Origin of the sequence: Enterobacter quasiroggenkampii (assembly GCF_043972695.1) — a bacterium.
Lineage (GTDB): Bacteria > Pseudomonadota > Gammaproteobacteria > Enterobacterales > Enterobacteriaceae > Enterobacter > Enterobacter quasiroggenkampii.
Genome location: NZ_CP143745.1, coordinates 3,197,332 through 3,212,653, shown reverse-complemented (window position 1 = coordinate 3,212,653; position 15,322 = coordinate 3,197,332). Strand labels below are relative to the sequence as shown.

At 53.8% G+C, this 15,322-nt stretch carries 17 protein-coding genes; 11 read left to right on the top strand and 6 right to left on the bottom strand.

Features of this window, described 5'->3' with window-relative positions; translation table 11 throughout:
- The 4 genes from sapD to sapA are packed head-to-tail and all read right to left on the bottom strand — an operon-like array spanning window position 1 to window position 4,472.
- A complete protein-coding gene (sapD, locus tag V1572_RS15435; RefSeq protein WP_025756605.1) occupies window positions 1-993 on the bottom strand; it encodes a putrescine export ABC transporter ATP-binding protein SapD in 993 nt (330 codons plus the stop codon).
- Window positions 993-1,883, bottom strand: a complete 891-nt coding sequence (gene sapC, locus V1572_RS15430) for a putrescine export ABC transporter permease SapC (RefSeq protein ID WP_045908876.1) — start codon at window positions 1,881-1,883, stop codon at window positions 993-995. Before sapC ends, sapD begins: the two co-directional genes overlap by 1 nt.
- Window positions 1,870-2,835, bottom strand: a complete 966-nt coding sequence (gene sapB / locus V1572_RS15425; RefSeq protein WP_069719064.1) for a putrescine export ABC transporter permease SapB — start codon at window positions 2,833-2,835, stop codon at window positions 1,870-1,872. The genes sapC and sapB overlap by 14 nt, the downstream gene beginning before the upstream one ends.
- Window positions 2,832-4,472 (bottom strand): ABC transporter substrate-binding protein SapA, encoded by a 1,641-nt coding sequence (sapA, locus tag V1572_RS15420; protein ID WP_395299348.1) that lies wholly within the window; start codon window positions 4,470-4,472, stop codon window positions 2,832-2,834. Before sapA ends, sapB begins: the two co-directional genes overlap by 4 nt.
- 377 nt (window positions 4,473-4,849) lie before the next feature.
- Here sapA and V1572_RS15415 point away from each other — a divergent pair, with 377 nt between their 5' ends.
- The gene (locus tag V1572_RS15415; protein WP_139177171.1) at window positions 4,850-5,398 is read left to right on the top strand and encodes a hypothetical protein; all 549 of its coding nucleotides are present in this window, start codon (window positions 4,850-4,852) and stop codon (window positions 5,396-5,398) included.
- Between the two features lie 62 nt (window positions 5,399-5,460).
- On the opposite strand, the gene V1572_RS15410 is transcribed toward V1572_RS15415, so the two are convergent.
- Window positions 5,461-5,736, bottom strand: coding sequence for a hypothetical protein (locus V1572_RS15410; RefSeq protein ID WP_395299347.1), 276 nt, complete (start codon window positions 5,734-5,736; stop codon window positions 5,461-5,463).
- Window positions 5,737-5,817: 81 nt separating this feature from the next.
- A complete protein-coding gene (pspF, locus tag V1572_RS15405; RefSeq protein WP_262777938.1) occupies window positions 5,818-6,810 on the bottom strand; it encodes a phage shock protein operon transcriptional activator in 993 nt (330 codons plus the stop codon).
- 151 nt (window positions 6,811-6,961) lie between these two features.
- Between pspF and pspA the strand changes: the two genes are divergently transcribed.
- The 10 genes from pspA to V1572_RS15355 all read left to right on the top strand — a co-directional run bounded on the left by pspA (window position 6,962) and on the right by V1572_RS15355 (window position 15,321).
- Window positions 6,962-7,630, top strand: coding sequence for a phage shock protein PspA (gene pspA / locus V1572_RS15400; RefSeq protein WP_023617933.1), 669 nt, complete (start codon window positions 6,962-6,964; stop codon window positions 7,628-7,630).
- A gap of 49 nt (window positions 7,631-7,679) precedes the next feature.
- Window positions 7,680-7,904 carry an envelope stress response membrane protein PspB gene (gene pspB / locus V1572_RS15395; RefSeq protein ID WP_023312045.1) on the top strand — a complete coding sequence of 75 codons (225 nt, stop codon included), beginning with the start codon at window positions 7,680-7,682 and terminating at the stop codon, window positions 7,902-7,904.
- On the top strand, window positions 7,904-8,263 hold the full coding sequence (pspC, locus tag V1572_RS15390; protein ID WP_023617934.1) for an envelope stress response membrane protein PspC: 360 nt from the start codon (window positions 7,904-7,906) through the stop codon (window positions 8,261-8,263). Before pspB ends, pspC begins: the two co-directional genes overlap by 1 nt.
- Before the next feature lie 12 nt (window positions 8,264-8,275).
- Window positions 8,276-8,500: a phage shock protein PspD gene (gene pspD, locus V1572_RS15385; protein ID WP_023312043.1), complete on the top strand. Its 225-nt coding sequence runs from the start codon at window positions 8,276-8,278 to the stop codon at window positions 8,498-8,500.
- A gap of 196 nt (window positions 8,501-8,696) precedes the next feature.
- On the top strand, window positions 8,697-10,394 hold the full coding sequence (locus V1572_RS15380; protein ID WP_395299346.1) for an alpha-amylase family glycosyl hydrolase: 1,698 nt from the start codon (window positions 8,697-8,699) through the stop codon (window positions 10,392-10,394).
- A gap of 14 nt (window positions 10,395-10,408) precedes the next feature.
- The gene (locus V1572_RS15375; protein WP_063621847.1) at window positions 10,409-11,701 is read left to right on the top strand and encodes an ABC transporter substrate-binding protein; all 1,293 of its coding nucleotides are present in this window, start codon (window positions 10,409-10,411) and stop codon (window positions 11,699-11,701) included.
- A gap of 22 nt (window positions 11,702-11,723) precedes the next feature.
- Window positions 11,724-12,605 carry a carbohydrate ABC transporter permease gene (locus V1572_RS15370; RefSeq protein WP_045908871.1) on the top strand — a complete coding sequence of 294 codons (882 nt, stop codon included), beginning with the start codon at window positions 11,724-11,726 and terminating at the stop codon, window positions 12,603-12,605.
- On the top strand, window positions 12,592-13,434 hold the full coding sequence (locus tag V1572_RS15365) for a carbohydrate ABC transporter permease (protein WP_008501243.1): 843 nt from the start codon (window positions 12,592-12,594) through the stop codon (window positions 13,432-13,434). Before V1572_RS15370 ends, V1572_RS15365 begins: the two co-directional genes overlap by 14 nt.
- Window positions 13,435-13,462: 28 nt before the next feature.
- Window positions 13,463-14,515: a zinc-binding alcohol dehydrogenase gene (locus V1572_RS15360; RefSeq protein WP_048029783.1), complete on the top strand. Its 1,053-nt coding sequence runs from the start codon at window positions 13,463-13,465 to the stop codon at window positions 14,513-14,515.
- Between the two features lie 17 nt (window positions 14,516-14,532).
- Window positions 14,533-15,321: a sugar phosphate isomerase/epimerase family protein gene (locus V1572_RS15355; RefSeq protein ID WP_045908869.1), complete on the top strand. Its 789-nt coding sequence runs from the start codon at window positions 14,533-14,535 to the stop codon at window positions 15,319-15,321.
- Window position 15,322 lies beyond the last annotated feature (1 nt).

Here is a 15,322-nt window from a genome sequence, read left to right as displayed (position 1 = left end):
TCACTCTCTCTCCATGTTCAGCGGGAAATGACAGGCGTAAAGATGATTTTTGGCCCCGGTCAGGCGTGGCGTCTCGATACATTTACGCTGAGCATACGGACAACGCGGCCCCAGACGACAGCCTATCGGCAACGATTCCAGCAGCGGAATCGCCCCGGGCAGGGTATTCAGGCGGCTCTTATGCGGCATGGCGCTGCCAAAATCGGGAATTGCGCGGATTAGCGCCTGCGTATACGGGTGGTGCGGTGCGGTGATCAGGTCTTCACTCGGCGCGGTTTCGACCGTTTGTCCGCAGTACATCACGTCAATTTTATCCGCCCATTTGCTGAGCATTTGCAGGTCATGGCTGATCAGCAAAATGGTGGTGTTGTTGTTCTGGTTGAGACGCGACAGCAGGCGGAAGATTTGCGCCTGCGTGGTGGGTTCCATCGCGTTCGTCGGTTCATCAGCAATCAGCAAACGCGGCTGATTAGCCAGCGCGATGGCAATCATCACTTTCTGACATTCACCGTCGGTCAACTCGTACGGGAAGCTGCGCATCGCATCTTTGTGATCTTTGATCCCGACGCGGTGTAAAAGCTCAATGGCACGACGCTTGCGCCAGCCAATGCGCTGCCACCAGCGGCCTTTATAGGTCCAGCCGGGGATGTTCTGCATCAACTGTTTGCCCACGCGTTCGGACGGGTCGAGACAGGACTGCGGCTCCTGGAAAATCATCGAGACGTTATGCCCGACCAGCTTACGCCGCTCGCGGGGAGAGAGGCGCAGCAGGTCGATGTCATCAAACCGCATACGGTCTGCGGTCACGCGCCAGTTATCTTTCGCCACGCCGCAGATGGCTTTGGCGATCAGGCTTTTGCCTGAGCCGGATTCCCCCACCAGCCCGCGGATTTCACCTTCCGCGAGGGTAATACTGATGCGATCGACGGCTTTAACCCAGCCTTCACCGGTTTTGAATTCAATGGTGAGGTTGCGAATATCAAGAAGCGGCATTATTGCACCCCCGCGTTAATTGCACGGCGAATACCGTCGCCCAGCAGGTTGATCAGCAGCACGCTCACCATAATGGCCGCACCCGGCAGCATAACCGTCCACGGCGCCACGTAAATTAACTCCAGCGCGTCACCGAGCATCGCACCCCATTCAGGCGACGGCAGCTGCGCGCCGAGGTCGAGGAAGCCGAGCGCCGCGATGTCCAGAATCGCCATCGACAGGGCGCGGGTGATCTCGGTGACCAGCCCGGACGCGATGTTAGGCAGCACGGCAAACCACAGGATGTTGAAGGTGGTCGCGCCGTCCAGACGCGCAGCGACGACATACTCTTTTTCCAGCTCGTCATGCACCATGCTGTAAACCGAGCGCACGATGCGGGGCAGGATAGCCAGCCAGACGGCGAACATGGCATGAGACAGGTGCGGACCGGCAAAGGCAACCACAATGATCGCCAGCAGCAGAGACGGAATCGACAGCAGCGTATCCAGAATGTGGTTAAGCACCGCCGAGCGCAGGCCATGCGTGGATCCCGCAAAAATACCCAGCGCCAGCCCGCAGATCGTGGCCGCGAGCGTCACCACAAACGCGCCGCCCACCGTCGGGGCCGCACCGCTCAGCAGGCGGCTCAACACGTCACGTCCGAGGTCGTCCGTCCCCAGGAAGAAGGAGACTTCCCCGTAGCGGGACCAGGACGGCGGCAGCAACTGATAGCCAAGGAACTGCTGGTCAATGCCATACGGCGCAAACCAGGAGCCAAAGACGCACAGCAACACCAGACCGGCACAGCCATAAAGGCCGATCATTGCCGTGGTATCGCCATAGAATTTACGCCACACGGTACGCAGCACACCGGGCGTGCGCTTTTCACTGTATACGCTATCGTAAGGCATACCATTCCTTATGCTTCAATGGGTTGGCCATGGCACCCAGAATATCGGACAACACGTTGACAATAATCACCAGCGAACCAATCACCATCACGCCTGCGGAAATCGCGGCGTAGTCCTGCTGGCGGATAGCGTTAATCAGCCACCGTCCCAGGCCAGGCCAGCTAAAGACCATCTCGGTGATCATGGCCAGCGTGAGCATGGTGGAAAACTGTAATCCCAGACGCGGAATAACCGGCGGCAGCGCGTTGTGCAGGACGTTGCGGCGCAGGATGGTCAGGCGCGACAGTCCGCGCGTGGCGGCGGCTTTGACATAGTTCTGGTCAAACACCTCGATGGTGCTCAGGCGCATCAGGCGGATCACTTCGGTTGTTGGCGCAACCGCCAGCGTCAGCACCGGCAATACCATATGGCGCAGGGCGCTGACGATCATCTCGTGACGCCACACCGAATCAGACAGCCACGCATCGATGATGGCAAAGCCCGTCACCGTTTTAACCGTGTAGAGCAGGTCAAAACGGCCAGAAACCGGTAGCCAGCCCATCGTCAGCGAGAAGAAAAGCGTCAGCAGTAGCGCCAGCCAGAAGACCGGGATGGAGAAGCCGAGCAGGGCGAGGGCGCTGATAAACTTATCCTGCCATTTGTTGCGATATATCCCGGCCAGCATGCCCACGGGGATCCCGACCATCAGGGCAAAACCGAAGGCCAGAATGCACAGTTCCATCGTGGCCGGGAAAACCTCTTTCAACTGATCGGAAATAAGCTGCCCGTTAATGCTGGATACGCCGAAATCCCAGTGCAGCAGCCCGTTAAACCAGAAGAGCCAGGCATCCCACAGCGACGATCCCTGGAGCGGGGCGTGGGGTGTGAAATAGCTCAGACTAAAGCCGACAAAGTTCAGGAAAAAGAGCGTCACCAGCAGCAAAAGGAGCCGACGCAAGGTAAAAATAATCATGGTTTTTTCACCTCTTGTTCTTTTTCACGCGACACGCCGGCGAACGAGGCGTTGCCAAACGGGCTCAGCACCAGGCCTTTAATATCATAGCGATACGCCTGAAGGCGCAGGGAAGAGGCCAGCGGCAGCACCGGCAGTTCCTGAGCAAGGATCTTCTGCGCTTCATCATAGGCGTCGATGCGCGAGGCCAGCTGTTGGGAAGCCAGCGCTTTTTGCAGCACGCCGTCAAACTCCCGGTTACACCAGTGGGCGTAGTTGGTCTGCGAGTTTATCGCCGCACAGCTCAGCAGCGGCCGGAAGAAGCTGTCCGGGTCGTTGCTGTCGGTGGCCCAGCCGGTGAGGGTTAAATCATGATTCATATCCATCAGGCGCGCCTCCTGGAAACGGCCCTCTACCGGTACGATGATCACTTTGACGCCTACCTGCGCCATATCTGCCTGCAGCAGTTCGGCGGTCTTGAGCGGGCTGGGGTTCCACGCCTGGGAACTGGTGGGCACCCAAAGCTGCAGCGTGAGGTTTTCCGCCCCCAGCGCTTTCAGCTGTTCACGCGCTTTTGCCGGATTGTATTCCGTAATTTTAGCTTCACCGTCATAGGCCCACGAGGCGCGCGGTAAAATTGAGGCGGCGGTTTCCGCCGTGCCGTAATAGATCGACTGCATCAGACGCTGGTTGTTAATGGCCAGCGCAAGGGCGTGTCGAACGGCAGGGTTGTTCAACGGCGGTTTATCCGTGTTAAAGGCCAGATACGCGATGTTCATCCCCGGGCGTAGCGTCAGACGCAGACGCGGATCGTCGCGCAAAATCGTGAGTTGGCTGGCCGCGGGCCAGGCAAGCACGTCACATTCCCCGGTGAGCAGTTTCGAGAGCCGCCCCGTTCCGCCAGAGCCGAGATCGACCACCACCTGCGGCATCAGCGGCGTACCGCGCCAGAAGTGTTCATGGCGCTGCAGACGAATATATTGACCAGCGCGGTATTCGGCCAACTGGAACGGACCGGTGCCAACCGGCTGGCGATCGAGCAGTTCCTGACGATCTTTTTTCGTCAGCTGAGCCGCGTATTCGGCTGACATGACGGATGCATAGTGCGTTGCCAGGTGCCAGAGGAAGGAGGCATCCGGGCGCGTCAGCGTGAATTCAACCGTGCGGTTGTCGAGCTTACGTACGCTTTTCACGGTGTCGGCAAACTGCAGGCTGTCGAAATAGGGGAAATTGCTTCCGTTAACGTTATGCCACGGATGGTTGCGGTTGAAGATACGCTGGAAGGTGAAGACCACGTCATCCGCGTTCAGCTTGCGCGAGGGGGTAAACCACGGCGTACGCTGAAACGCGACATCATCGCGCAGGTGAAAACGGTAGGTTGCGCCGTTATCCAGCACTTCCCAGCTTTCCGCAAGCTCGGGCACGAGACGGTAGGTGTACGGGTCAACATCAAGCAGACGATCGTAAAGCTGCGCGGCAAGGGTATCCACAATCAGGCCGCTGCCCGCTTTTTGCGGGTTGAAGGTATCCACCTGGCCGCTTACGCAATAGACGAAGCCGCTGTCACGAATGTCAGGCTGCGGCGTTTGCCCGGGCGCGGCAAAGGCCTGGCTGCTAAACAGACCAAGTGCAAAAAAGGACGATAAAACCAGACGCATAATTTTTAAGGTATTAAATATGAAGTGGCTATCCTACTAATTTTAAACGACATTATCCAGTATCGTTTAAGCCTGAGGGCATAATGGGGGCAGTAACGTTTGCAGTCGGTCACTCAGCGTCACAACCCGATGCACGTTCATACCTGCAATCCACTTTGAATATACCTCATGGACTATCTTAGCATTTTCGTGGCGTATCTGACTCGCTATAAACGAAGGATTTAACCCGGCAGACAGGGTTTCGCAAAGTCAGTCGGTATAGTTACGTCTTCGCTGGGTAAAATGACAGGAATGCAGGGTACATTCCAGGTGCGATATCATTTTAATTCTAATATGTGTCTGATATATTATGATTTTTTACTAAAGTAAAACAAGTTATGGCATTCAGACTACCCGCCAAACGCGAAGTGTTTGCATACTTTTGCCTGGGATTATGGTTTTACGGGATGTGTCGGCTTGACATCTATACAAGCGATGCGTACTTGATAGAACCAGGTTCTGTTTATTGTCCAATTATCTTGATTTCAGTCGCTATAGGTGCCTTTGCATCATGGCGCGTTTCGTCACGCGTCAAAAGCAAAGAGGGTAAACTGGAGCGCGTTAAGTTTTTCCTGGCTTGTTTTGTGTTTGTAGTGGGTGTCGTATCTTTCACACTCTGGGAAAGCACTGAAGCAATCATCGTTTCCAGTGCAACGCAAACAGTTAGCGGAACTTACCCTTTCAGGATGAACTACCCAGGACCTTCATGCGGAAAACATTGCCGTTGCAAGGCTGGGGTTGTCTATTATGACGAATTCTTAAAGCGTGAAATTGAATTCTGCCAGTGGGATGACGCTTCGTCTTTTTTCTACACAGACTCTATTCGTGTGGTCAAAAAAGTCAATGCTCACGGCGGTAAAATAATAAGCCATGAGGCAATTCACTAATTCAAAAGAGTGTCCTGAGATAGCTACATAATGAATAATAAGAGTGCCCAGAAGCAAGCGCATCACTGGAATAGTGAGCTTAGTGTCTTGAAAATAAAGTTATTTTGATCAAGTGAAATGATGCCGACAGCTAAAAGTAACGAACCACCGCTCGCCATGGTTAAAAGGTTAAAATAGAATTTCCAGGGGTGTTTAGAGCAATGAACATAATACTTCTCATAGGTTCCGTTGAGCCAGCCAATAAAAACTCCTGTCCTCAGAGCTTTACTTGTATGCCAGATGTAGAAAATACCGACTAAGCAGAATGCGAGAGAAATCAAAAAATCTAAAATAGCCATCTTAATAATATCCTTATTCTTCTTGATTCATCTATTGCTTTTTTTTCATAAAATAAGTGAATTTTAAAGTGATAGACACTGTCATCGCATTTGATGCTTTTTGAGCAATGCCCTTAACTGATGGTAGGTCAAACCCAGCAGTTCAGCCGCCCGTTTCTGGTTGTATTTCGCCATCTTCAGGCTTTGCTCCAGCAGCTGTTTCTCCTGGTCGTGCTGGAACTGGCGCAGATCAAGGGGAAGAGCAGGGGCGTCGCCTGGAGATGCTGGTGCGGGCAAGGTCGGGGCGCTGCGCTGAAAAGGATCGATAATGATGTTGTCCAGCTCCGTCTCGCTGCTGCCGTGGCGATAGACGGAACGCTCCACGACGTTTTTCAGCTCGCGGATATTGCCCGGCCAGTGGTACGAGAGCAGCGTCTCCCGTGCATAATCGCTGAAGCCGGGGAACAGCGGCAGTCCGAGCTCGCGGCACATCTGAATCGCAAACTGGTCTGCCAGCAGCATAATGTCGCTTCTTCGCTCGCGCAGCGGAGGAAGCTGCACGACGTCAAAGGCCAGGCGGTCGAGCAGGTCGGCACGGAATTTCTCCTGTGCCACCATCTCCGGCAGGTTGGCGTTAGTGGCACACACCAGGCGCACGTTCACCTGCAGCGGCTGGCTACCGCCGACGCGCTCCAGCTCGCCGTATTCAATCACGCGCAGCAGTTTCTCCTGCACCAGCATGGGCGCGGTGGCCAGTTCATCAAGAAACAGCGTACCGCCGTCGGCGCGCTCAAAGCGTCCGGGATGGCGTTTCTGGGCACCGGTAAACGCACCCGCTTCATGGCCGAAGAGCTCGGTGTCGAGCAGGTTTTCATTCAGCGCCGCGCAGTTAAGGGAAATGAAGGGGCCGTCCCAGCGCCCGGATAAGTAGTGGAGACGGTTGGCGATGAGTTCCTTACCCGTACCGCGCTCGCCGATAATCAGCACCGGTTTATTGAGCGGCGCCAGGCGAGAAACCTGTTCCAGCACTTCCAGAAAACTGTTTGCTTCGCCGAGTAAATTGTCTTTGTATCCAGGCATGATGAAATTAACCACTCCTTAGCGATATTCACCAGGCAAGAATAGTTCTTCACTGCATGAAAATCAACCATGACCTGTTAAATCAATAAGATAAAAAGTTGGCATGAGATTTGTATTATCTGTGCAGCAGGGCATCGCCCGATAACAGAACTATGAGGAGTCAATTATGGGTATTTTTTCTCGTTTTGCCGACATCGTGAACGCCAACATCAACTCATTGCTGGAGAAAGCGGAAGATCCGCAGAAGCTGGTGCGTCTGATGATTCAGGAAATGGAAGACACGCTGGTTGAAGTCCGCTCTACCTCCGCCCGCGCGCTGGCGGAGAAAAAACAGCTTACTCGTCGTATTGAACAGGCCACCGCTCAGTTGAACGAATGGCAGGAAAAAGCAGAACTCGCGCTGCGCAAAGACAAAGAGGATCTGGCCCGTGCGGCGCTGATCGAAAAACAGAAGCTGGCAGACATGGTCGCGACGCTCGAGCATGAAGTGACGCTGGTGGATGACACGCTCACCCGCATGAAGAAAGAGATTGGCGAGCTGGAAAACAAGCTGAGCGAAACCCGCGCGCGTCAGCAGGCGCTGACCCTGCGTCATCAGGCGGCAAGCTCTTCCCGTGACGTGCGTCGCCAGCTCGACAGCGGTAAGCTTGATGAAGCGATGGCCCGTTTTGAGTCGTTTGAGCGTCGTATCGACCAGATGGAAGCGGAAGCCGAAAGTCACGGTATCGGTAAGCAGAAGTCGCTGGATCAGCAGTTTGCTGACCTCAAGGCCGATGATGAAATCAGCGAGCAGCTGGCGGCACTGAAAGCCAAAATGAAGCAAGATAACCAATAATAATTCGTGCGGCACCTGAACGTGCCGCATCGTAAGACAAGGAGTACACATGAGCGCGCTTTTTCTGGCTATTCCCCTGACTATTTTCGTGCTGTTCGTTTTGCCGATTTGGCTATGGCTGCACTACAGCAACCGTTCCTCACGGGGCGAACTCTCCCAGAGTGAACAACAGCGTCTGGTACAGCTCTCCGACGAGGCGAACAAAATGCGCGAACGCATTCAGGCGCTGGAAGCCATCCTGGATGCTGAACATCCAAACTGGAGGGACCGTTAATGTCTGGACTGAATCTGAACAAAAAACTGTGGCGAATTCCACAGCAGGGCATGGTACGCGGCGTCTGTGCCGGGCTGGCTCATTATCTTGACGTCCCGGTTAAGCTGGTACGCGTGGTGACGGTGCTGTCGATCTTCTTTGGTCTGGCATTTATTACCCTGGTCGCGTACATCGTGCTGTCGTTTGTTCTTGACCCGATGCCGGAAGGAGAACTGGCGGCGGAAGGCGCCCCCACCAGCAGCGATCTCCTTAATGCTGTTGATGAACAACTCGCTGCCGGGGAGAAGCGGTTACGGGAAATGGAACGCTATGTCACGTCGGATACTTTTACGCTGAGAAGTCGTTTTCGTCAGCTTTAAGAGAGAGAAGAGATGAAACAACACTGGCAACAGGCCGGTCAGAAGGTTAAACCCGGCCTCAAAATCGCAGGTAAACTGGTCCTGCTGACCGCGTTACGTTTCGGCCCGGCAGGCGTGGCGGGGTGGGCGATAAAATCTGTTGCCCGCAAGCCAGTCAGAATGGTTCTGGCCGTGGCGCTCGAACCGCTGTTGCAAAAAGTGGCAAAACGGCTGTCGCGCCGCTACTTGTCCCAGTAATTCCCTCACGCGTTAGCCCTTACTCTTCCAGGAGAGGGGCTGGCGATGATTAACCGCACTTCCTCGTTAACCCTGCTTTCTTTGCGGCAGCTCACAATATTGTGCTGAGCTGCTTTGCAATCGTGTTTTTCTCCTGCCCGGTCCGTTGACAGATATTTTTCATGGGAGTAGATTGCCACTCCGTGGGACCGCTACCATGGAAAATCAAGTGAACGAAAAAATTAAAGCACTCATTAATCTTGTTTATGGAAAAACGTTTTCTGAAGCACATCTTCATGTGTTGCTGGAAAATATTGAAAAGGCCGCCTCTGTTATTACAGAAAAGCGTAAAATGGGCTGGGATGAAAAAGATGTCGTTCTGATAACCTATGCCGACCAGTTTTCAGCGAAAGGTGAGAAAACACTCCCTGTTTTTACACGTTTTTATAACAAATGGCTTTCGCGTTCTTTTTCTCATGTCCATCTTTTGCCTTTTTATCCGTGGTCCTCGGACGACGGCTTTTCTGTCATTGATTATCATGAAGTTGCGCCTGAAACCGGAACATGGCGAGATGTTGCTGAATTAAAACAGTCAGCCAGCCTGATGTTTGATTTCGTCTGCAATCATATGTCGGCCAAAAGTGCCTGGTTTGCTAATTACCTGAAGCAAATGCCAGGGTATGATGATTTCTTTATTTCTGTCGATCCTGAAACAGATTTATCCGCGGTGACGCGTCCGCGTGCCTTACCGCTTCTTACCCCTTTCACGCTTCATGATGGCAGCGTACGACACCTGTGGACCACCTTCAGTGAGGACCAGGTTGATCTCAACTTCGCCTCTCCGCAGGTGCTGATTGCGATGGTCGACGTACTGCTGCATTACCTTATTGAAGGGGCGCGATATATTCGACTGGATGCCGTTGGGTTCATGTGGAAAATACCGGGAACGAGCTGCATTCACCTTGAGCAAACCCACCAGCTCATCCAGCTTTTCCGCGTCATTACCGAGGCGGTTGCCCCCGGCACGGTGATAATCACCGAGACGAATGTTCCGCATAAAGATAACGTCTCTTACTTCGGTAACGGCGAAAATGAAGCGCAGATGGTTTATCAGTTCTCGTTGCCCCCGCTGGTGCTGCATGCGGTGCATTGTCAGAATGTGCGCACGCTGAGCCAGTGGGCGGCGTCGCTGGCGTTGCCTTCCACCAAAACCACCTGGTTCAACTTCCTGGCCTCGCATGATGGCATTGGTCTTAACCCATTACGCGGAATATTACCTGAGTCGGAGATCCTCTCGCTTGTAGAGAAGCTGCAGTCTGAAGGCGCGTTGGTTAACTGGAAAAATAACCCGGATGGCACACGAAGCCCTTATGAAATTAATGTGACCTATCTGGATGCATTAAGTACGCGAGAAAGTCATGATAGCGATCGCATTGCCCGGTTTATTCTGGCCCATGCCGTCCTTTTAAGCTTCCCCGGTGTGCCTGCGATTTATATCCAGAGTATTCTCGGTTCCCGTAATGATTATGACGGGGTAGAGCGTCTGGGATATAACCGTGCGATAAATCGCGAAAAATATACCGCAGGAAAAATTGATAGTGCGCTTGAAGATAAAAATAGTCTGCGTTATCAGGTCTATTGTGCGTTAAGCCAGTTAATCGTACTGCGTCGTGCGGAAAAAGCATTTCACCCTGACAGTCAGGCTTATTTTAGCACGTCAGGCGAGCATGTTTTAAAAATTGTTCGCGTGGCGGATTGTGGTAAAAAAATAACAGCGCTATTTAATTTCAGTGATGCTCCTCAAACGGTTGGAGCTGATATTCACGCCGGAAGGGAATTGATTAGCGGAGAAGATATTACCGATACGACTCTGACCCTAAATCCATGGCAGGTTTTGTGGATTAAAGAAAACTAAAAAGGACCTTAAACATGAAAACACCCAGAATTGTGCTGATATCAGCACTGGTTTCGTGCGCCCTGTTATCAGGCTGTAAGGATGACAAAGCGTCCTCTGTCACCATTGAGTTTATGCACTCGTCGGTAGAGCAGGAGCGTCAGGCCGTTATTACGAAACTGATCGAAAAATTCGAGAAAGAGAACCCTGACATCACGGTAAAACAGGTACCGGTGGAAGAGGATGCCTACAACACCAAGGTGATTACGCTGGCAAGAACCGGCGCGCTGCCTGAAGTGATTGAGGTCAGCCATGACTACGCAAAAGTGATGGATAAAGAACAGCTTCTGGATCGTGACGCTATCGCGGAAGCCGTTAAGGCGGTGGGGGAAAACACCTTCTATGACGGAATCTTACGCGTAGTCCGTACGGAAGATGGCGCAGCCTGGACGGGCGTGCCGGTCAGCGCCTGGCTTTCCGGCGTCTGGTATCACAAAGATGTGCTGGCCGCGGCGGGCATTGAGGAGCCGCATAACTGGGAACAGCTTCTGCAAGCCAGCCAGCGCCTGAACGACCCGGCTAAAAAGCATTACGGCATCGCGCTGCCGACGGCGGAAAGCGTGATGACCGAGCAGTCATTCTCTCAGTTTGCCCTTTCCGGTGGCGCGAACGTGTTTGATGCAAAAGGCAATGTCGATATCGATACCCCGGAAATGGCAAAAGCGCTGGCGTTTTATAAAGCGCTGGCTGCGACCACCATGCCGGGTTCGAACGATGTCATGGAGATCAAAGACGCCTTCATGAACGGTTCTGCGCCGATGGCGGTTTACTCCACCTACATCCTGCCTGCCGTCTACAAGGACGGAAACCCTTCTAATCTGGGCTTCGTTGTACCGACTGAAACGTCATCGGCGGTGTACGGCATGATCACCTCGCTCACGATCACCACCGGACAAACCGAAGCGGAGACCAAAGCGGCCGAGAAGTTTGTTACCTGGATGGAACAGGCTCAAAACGCGACGGACTGGGTCATGATGTCGCCGGGCGCGGCGCTGCCGGTAAACAAACTGGTGGTGGGCACGGAGACCTGGAAAAACAACGACGTGATTAAAGCGTTTGGGCAGTTGCCTTATGAGCTGATTGCGCAGTTCCCGAACGTGCAGGTGTTTGGCGCCGTGGGGGATAAAAACTTCACCCGCATGGGCGACGTGACGGGCTCCGGCATTATCAGTTCCATGGTGCATAACGTCACGGTGGGGCAGAAGGACCTTAACACAACGTTAAGCAGCAGCCAGAAGCGACTGACTGATCTCATTACACAACGATAGGAGCGCTCTGCGGAAGGAAATTATGAAGACGTTGTTTTCTGGTCGTTCAGATATGCCTTTCGCCATGCTGCTGTTGGCCCCCAGCCTGATACTGCTGGGGGGCCTGGTGGCCTGGCCAATGATTTCCAATATTGAAATCAGTTTTTTACGCTTGCCGCTCAATCCGCGCATTAGCGCCGTGTTTGTCGGACTGGACAATTACATTCGCATTCTCAGCGATGCCGCTTTCTGGCACTCGCTGTGGATGACCTTCTGGTACACGGCGCTGGTAGTGATTGGCAGCACGGTGCTGGGGCTTGCCGTCGCCATCTTTTTCAATCGCGAGTTTCGCCTGCGCAAGACGGCACGTTCACTGGTGATTTTATCCTACGTCACGCCGTCTATTTCGCTGGTGTTTGCCTGGAAATACATGTTCAACAACGGCTACGGCATCGTGAACTATCTGGGTGTAGACCTGTTGCACCTGTATGACCAGGCGCCGCTGTGGTTTGACAACCCGAACAGCAGCTTCGTACTGGTGGTGCTGTTCGCGATCTGGCGTTACTTCCCGTACGCGTTTATCTCATTCCTGGCGATTTTACAGACCATTGATAAATCCCTGTATGAAGCGGCGGAAATGGACGGCGCGAATGCCTGGCAGCGTTTTCGTATCGTCACGCTGCCCGCGATTATGCCGGTGCTGGCCACGGTGGTCACGCTTCGTACCATCTGGATGTTCTACATGTTTGCTGACGTCTACCTGCTGACCACGAAGGTCGATATTTTGGGCGTCTATCTCTACAAAACCGCATTCGCTTTCAACGACTTGGGCAAAGCAGCGGCGATCTCTGTGGTGCTGTTCGTGATCATCTTCGCTGTGATTCTGCTGACCAGAAAAAGGGTGAACCTCAATGGCAACAAATAAACGCGTACTGAGCCGTATTGGTTTTTATCTGGGGCTGGCGGTATTTCTGATCATCACGCTTTTCCCGTTCTTCGTGATGCTGATGACGTCATTCAAGAGCGCCAAAGAGGCGATCTCGCTCCATCCGACCATTCTGCCGCAGGCGTGGACGCTGCAGCATTACATCGACATCTTTAACCCGCTGATCTTCCCGTTTGTGGATTACTTCAGAAACAGCATGGTGGTGTCGCTGACCTCATCGGTGATTGCCGTGTTTCTCGGTACGCTGGGCGCTTACGCCTTGTCCAAGCTGCGTTTTAAGGGCCGCACGACGATCAATGCGAGTTTTTACACCGTCTACATGTTCTCCGGCATCTTGCTGGTGGTGCCGTTGTTCAAAATCATCACCGCGCTGGGGATCTACGACACCGAGCTGGCGCTGATTATCACCATGGTGACGCAGACGTTACCGACGGCGGTGTTCATGCTGCGCAGCTACTTCGACACCATTCCGGACGAAATAGAAGAAGCCGCAATGATGGACGGCCTTAACCGCCTGCAAATCATCTTCCGTATTACCGTGCCGCTGGCGATATCCGGGCTCGTATCGGTGTTTGTCTACTGCTTCATGGTGGCGTGGAACGACTATCTGTTTGCGTCCATTTTCCTGTCCAGCGCCAGCAACTTCACCTTGCCGGTCGGGCTGAACACGCTCTTTAGCACACCTGATTATATCTGGGGTCGCATGATGGCGGCATCGCTGGTGACGGCACTTCCGGTGGTCATCATGTACGCCCTGTCTGAACGTTTTATTAAAAGTGGTTTGACCGCCGGTGGCGTGAAGGGCTGAGGCGGCCAATTTTAACAAGGAGTCAATCATGAAAAAATTAGTTGCGACAGCGCCACGCGTGGCGGCGCTCGTAGAGTATGAAGACCGCCCGGTTGCGGGACATGAAGTGAAAATTCGTGCCTGCTTTGGCGCACCGAAACACGGTACCGAAGTGGTGGATTTCCGCGCGGCAAGTCCGTTTATCGATGAAGAGTTCAATGCGGAGTGGCAGATGTTTACCCCGCGCGAAGAGGGGGCGGCCCGCGGGATAGAATTCGGTAAGTTCCAGTTGGGCAATATGATTGTTGGCGACATTATCGAATGCGGCGCTGACGTCACGGAATACCAGACGGGCGATCGCGTCTGCTGTTACGGGCCGCTCCAGGAGACGGTCATCGTGAATGCCGTCAACAACTACAAGCTGCGCAAAATGCCGCAGGGTGCCTCCTGGAAGAACGCCGTCTGCTACGATCCGGCACAGTTTGCCATGAGCGGCGTGCGTGATGCCAACGTGCGGGTCGGGGATTTTGTCGTGGTTGTAGGCCTCGGCGCGATTGGGCAGATTGCGATCCAACTGGCGAAAAAAGCCGGCGCGTCAGTCGTCATCGGCGTGGATCCTATCGAACACCGTTGCGACATTGCCCGCCGTCATGGCGCGGACTACTGCCTCAACCCAATCGGCACAGATGTCGGTCTGGAAATTAAAAAGCTGACCGGAAAGCAGGGCGCAGATGTGATCATCGAGACCAGCGGCTTTGCCGATGCGCTGCAGTCCGCACTGCGCGGCCTCGCCTACGGCGGCACTATTTCCTACGTTGCGTTCGCTAAACCGTTCGCTGCAGGCTTCAATCTGGGGCGTGAAGCGCACTTCAACAACGCGAAGATTGTCTTCTCCCGCGCCTGCAGTGAGCCAAACCCGGACTACCCGCGCTGGAGCCGCAAGCGTATTGAAGAGACCTGCTGGGAACTGCTGATGAACGGTTATCTGAATTGTGAAGATCTGATCGACCCGGTCGTGACCTTCACCAGCAGCGCTGAAAGCTACATGAAATATGTGGATCAGCATCCGGAACTGAGCATCAAAATGGGCGTCACTTTTTAAGCTAAGGAAAGCAACTCATGAAAATCGCAACACAAAATCAGGCCTTTTTCCCGGGCAATATCCTGGAGAAATTCGAGTACATCAAAGCGATGGGTTTTGATGGCTATGAAATTGACGGCAAGCTGCTGGTGGAAAACCTCGCCGAGGTGAAAGCGGCGATTAAGGCCACCGGCCTGCCGGTCACGACCGCCTGCGGCGGATACGATGGCTGGATTGGTGACTTTATCGAAGAGCGTCGTCTGAACGGCTTAGCCCAGATTGAACGCATTCTGGAAGCGCTGGCCGAAGTGGGCGGCAAGGGCATTATCGTACCTGCAGCCTGGGGCATGTTCACCTTCCGTTTACCGCCAATGACTTCACCACGCAGCCTCGAAGGCGACCGCAAAGCGGTAAGTGCTTCGCTGCGCTGGCTGGATGAGGTGGCAGCGCGCACCGGAACCACCGTCTATCTGGAGCCGCTGAACCGCTATCAGGATCACATGATCAACACCCTGGCTGACGCACGACGCTATATCGAAGAGAACGCCCTCAAGCACGTGCAGATCATCGGTGATTTCTATCATATGAACATTGAAGAAGATTCGCTGACGGAGGCGCTGCATCAGCATCGCGATCTGCTGGGCCACGTGCACATCGCTGATAACCACCGTTACCAGCCGGGAAGCGGTAGCCTCGATTTTGCCAGCCTGTTCGATCAGCTGCGTGCGGATAATTACCAGGGCTATGTGGTTTACGAGTGCCGCGTACGTGCTGAAGATCCCGCTCAGGCTTATCGGGATTCCCTCACTTATTTACGTGAATGCTAAG

Excerpts from the sequence above, each read along its gene's own strand:
- V1572_RS15355 (WP_045908869.1), top strand. The coding sequence starts at position 14,533 with ATGAAAATCGCAACACAAAATCAGGCCTTTTTCCCGGGCAATATCCTG.
- V1572_RS15365 (WP_008501243.1), top strand. The coding sequence starts at position 12,592 with ATGGCAACAAATAAACGCGTACTGAGCCGTATTGGTTTTTATCTGGGG.
- V1572_RS15370 (WP_045908871.1), top strand. The coding sequence starts at position 11,724 with ATGAAGACGTTGTTTTCTGGTCGTTCAGATATGCCTTTCGCCATGCTG.
- V1572_RS15415 (WP_139177171.1), top strand. The coding sequence starts at position 4,850 with ATGGCATTCAGACTACCCGCCAAACGCGAAGTGTTTGCATACTTTTGC.
- pspC (WP_023617934.1), top strand. The coding sequence starts at position 7,904 with ATGTCTGGACTGAATCTGAACAAAAAACTGTGGCGAATTCCACAGCAG.
- sapD (WP_025756605.1), bottom strand. The coding sequence starts at position 993 with ATGCCGCTTCTTGATATTCGCAACCTCACCATTGAATTCAAAACCGGT.
- pspA (WP_023617933.1), top strand. The coding sequence starts at position 6,962 with ATGGGTATTTTTTCTCGTTTTGCCGACATCGTGAACGCCAACATCAAC.
- sapC (WP_045908876.1), bottom strand. The coding sequence starts at position 1,883 with ATGCCTTACGATAGCGTATACAGTGAAAAGCGCACGCCCGGTGTGCTG.
- sapA (WP_395299348.1), bottom strand. The coding sequence starts at position 4,472 with ATGCGTCTGGTTTTATCGTCCTTTTTTGCACTTGGTCTGTTTAGCAGC.
- sapB (WP_069719064.1), bottom strand. The coding sequence starts at position 2,835 with ATGATTATTTTTACCTTGCGTCGGCTCCTTTTGCTGCTGGTGACGCTC.
- V1572_RS15360 (WP_048029783.1), top strand. The coding sequence starts at position 13,463 with ATGAAAAAATTAGTTGCGACAGCGCCACGCGTGGCGGCGCTCGTAGAG.
- V1572_RS15380 (WP_395299346.1), top strand. The coding sequence starts at position 8,697 with ATGGAAAATCAAGTGAACGAAAAAATTAAAGCACTCATTAATCTTGTT.
- V1572_RS15375 (WP_063621847.1), top strand. The coding sequence starts at position 10,409 with ATGAAAACACCCAGAATTGTGCTGATATCAGCACTGGTTTCGTGCGCC.
- V1572_RS15410 (WP_395299347.1), bottom strand. The coding sequence starts at position 5,736 with ATGGCTATTTTAGATTTTTTGATTTCTCTCGCATTCTGCTTAGTCGGT.
- pspB (WP_023312045.1), top strand. The coding sequence starts at position 7,680 with ATGAGCGCGCTTTTTCTGGCTATTCCCCTGACTATTTTCGTGCTGTTC.
- pspD (WP_023312043.1), top strand. The coding sequence starts at position 8,276 with ATGAAACAACACTGGCAACAGGCCGGTCAGAAGGTTAAACCCGGCCTC.